The organism is Serratia sp. BW106 (assembly GCF_002607755.1).
Classification (GTDB): Bacteria; Pseudomonadota; Gammaproteobacteria; order Enterobacterales; family Enterobacteriaceae; genus Serratia; species Serratia proteamaculans.
In genome coordinates this window covers 763-2,891 of the sequence record NZ_MCGS01000026.1, presented here as the reverse complement: position 1 = coordinate 2,891, position 2,129 = coordinate 763, and the positions used below count along the sequence as shown (strand labels likewise).

Sequence of the window (2,129 nt, the reverse complement as noted above, 5' to 3'; positions counted from 1 at the left end):
GCGGGCGCTGGTCACGCCGTCCGCGTTGCCGGAAGCGAAGCAGGAAGCCGCTCAGACGATTACGCGGGGGTTACTGGCCTTAGCCTTGTCCGGGGAGCTGAAAACCCGTCAGGACGTCACGGAGGCGCTGGAAAGCGCGGGTTTTGAGGTGGTGCGCACCACAAAAAGCAGTATAAGCATTGCCGACCCGGACGGGGGGCGAAACATCCGACTGAAGGGAGCCATCTATGAACAGTCTTTTAACGCTGGCGAAGGACTTAGAGCAGAAATCGAAAGCGCAGCAGCAGACTACCGGCGAGATGCTGAAAGCCGCATTCAGCGAGCACGAGAAGTCTGTCAGAGCGGAACTGAGCGAAAGCGAGAAGAGAATCAGCGCCGCCATCCTCGACCACGACCGGAAGCTGTCGTCAGCCGTGAGCCAGCGCACGAAAGGGATGCTGCGCATGGTCAGCCAGACGTGGCTCACCATCGTCCTGGTGTCCGTGCTGCTGATCGCCTCGAGCGCGGGCATTCTGTGGTGGCAGGGGCAGCAGATACTCGAGAACTACACGACCATCCGGGAGCAGAAGAGTACGCAGGCCATGCTGTCAGAGAGGAACAGCGGCGTGCAGCTCTCGACCTGCGGAGAGCAGAGACGCCGCTGCGTGAGGGTGAACCCGGAAGCGGGCGGATTCGGAGAGGATTCGAGCTGGATGATACTGGCGGGGAAATAGCATATGACGGAGCTGGAAAAACAGTTGCTGAGCGCATTAGAGCAGCTACAGCAGGACTACTCGAAAAGGCTGGACGAGTGGGAGAGCGCCTTCGCGGAATGGCGGACGATGTCTGGACTTATGCAACGGGAGAACGCGGAGCTGAGCGAGCGCGTCACGGGCTTGAGCAGGCAGGTGCAGAGTTTGAGCGAGCAGCTAAGCCGGTTGTCGAAAGGCTGAACGCGATTGAAGCACACCGGCAGCAGGAGCGGGCGGCGCAGCATCATAAAGCGCTGGAGCTGGAACGATCGCAGCGGCAGCGTACGTACAATGGACCGTCGCTGTAACAAACCGGATAAAACGGGGCTTTCGGCGGGTATCTGCGCCGAAAGCCGGTGCCATTCACCCTGCTGCATGGCTATGCAATCCGGTGAAATTTATCAGGTGCAGAATGCGCGGCTTGCGGGATGGGTTACTGTCTGTTTTACCGGATTGACCCTGCTATCGCGCTGAGGGCGTCTGAGGCGGTGCCGGTAAGGGATGTTATGGTAAATAAGAGGGTTGTTTATACATGTTTCACTACACAAACTTATATGCATTGCGATCTATCGTTGAGAATAAAAAGATAAGAATGACTGATTATCGTTTTTTGAATGATAGCGATGAGTACAAGAAAGGGATTTATTTTTTTTGTAAAGCGTTTGAAGATTTTGATGAATACCCAAGTGATTGCCCTTTTGAATTGAAAGAATCTATAAAAACAGCACTTTTTGTTTTAAATGAAAATGGGCTTGGTGGCGGATTTTTTGAAAGAAGTATTTTTGTCTCATCTTTCAGCAAGTCCAGAGACTCTCTGAGCCAGTGGAGAAATTATGGTTTGTACTCAATAGAGTTTGACTGCGAACTCCTCTGTAGTGAAAAAAATCATCCAAACCTAACTGCTTTCATGCATTGTTACTACTACCACTCAGAAGTTGATGGTGTGGGCCATGCGCGCTCAAAAATAAGTAAAGATATAGTTCCATACTTAATTAGTTATAGTGCTAAAAATTCAAATTTCGGAATTGAGTCTTTAATAATAGACTTGATTATTTCTTACTCTCTATGCTTTAAGCATGCTGCATTTAAATATGAGGATGAAGTTAGGCTTGTTTCATTAATATATCTAGAAGGTTATTCCGGAGTTCTTTTCCGAGAAAGGGGTGATATTTTAATTCCGTATGTTGAGCTGAGTTTTAAGTCTTCAGCTATTAAAGGAATAATGTTGGGTCCAAGCGACAATCAGGATCTAGCATTTATTTCATTATCTGCTTTTTCTCAACTAGTTAATTCACAAAGAGAATCTGAACTGTACGACATTACAGTTGATAGATCTAAACTACCGTACCGAGGATGAGCGGATCGTAGATGATTCTCTTGAGATAAATTCTTACCCGT

At 49.2% G+C, this 2,129-nt stretch carries 3 protein-coding genes; all 3 read left to right on the top strand.

Annotation, left to right across the window (positions count from 1 at the left end; translation table 11 throughout):
- Positions 1-227: 227 nt before the first annotated feature.
- Positions 228-713 carry an MbeB family mobilization protein gene (locus tag BEI65_RS17675; RefSeq protein ID WP_099064454.1) on the top strand — a complete coding sequence of 162 codons (486 nt, stop codon included), beginning with the start codon at positions 228-230 and terminating at the stop codon, positions 711-713.
- Between the two features lie 3 nt (positions 714-716).
- Complete coding sequence (locus BEI65_RS17670) at positions 717-932, top strand: MbeD family mobilization/exclusion protein (protein WP_099064453.1); 216 nt, start codon at positions 717-719, stop codon at positions 930-932.
- 391 nt (positions 933-1,323) lie between these two features.
- A complete protein-coding gene (locus tag BEI65_RS17665; RefSeq protein ID WP_157765459.1) occupies positions 1,324-2,088 on the top strand; it encodes a DUF2971 domain-containing protein in 765 nt (254 codons plus the stop codon).
- Positions 2,089-2,129 lie beyond the last annotated feature (41 nt).

What these genes read in the sequence shown, in the direction of transcription:
- BEI65_RS17675 (WP_099064454.1), top strand. Translation starts at nt 228, where the DNA reads ATGAACAGTCTTTTAACGCTGGCGAAGGACTTAGAGCAGAAATCGAAA.
- BEI65_RS17670 (WP_099064453.1), top strand. Translation starts at nt 717, where the DNA reads ATGACGGAGCTGGAAAAACAGTTGCTGAGCGCATTAGAGCAGCTACAG.
- BEI65_RS17665 (WP_157765459.1), top strand. Translation starts at nt 1,324, where the DNA reads ATGACTGATTATCGTTTTTTGAATGATAGCGATGAGTACAAGAAAGGG.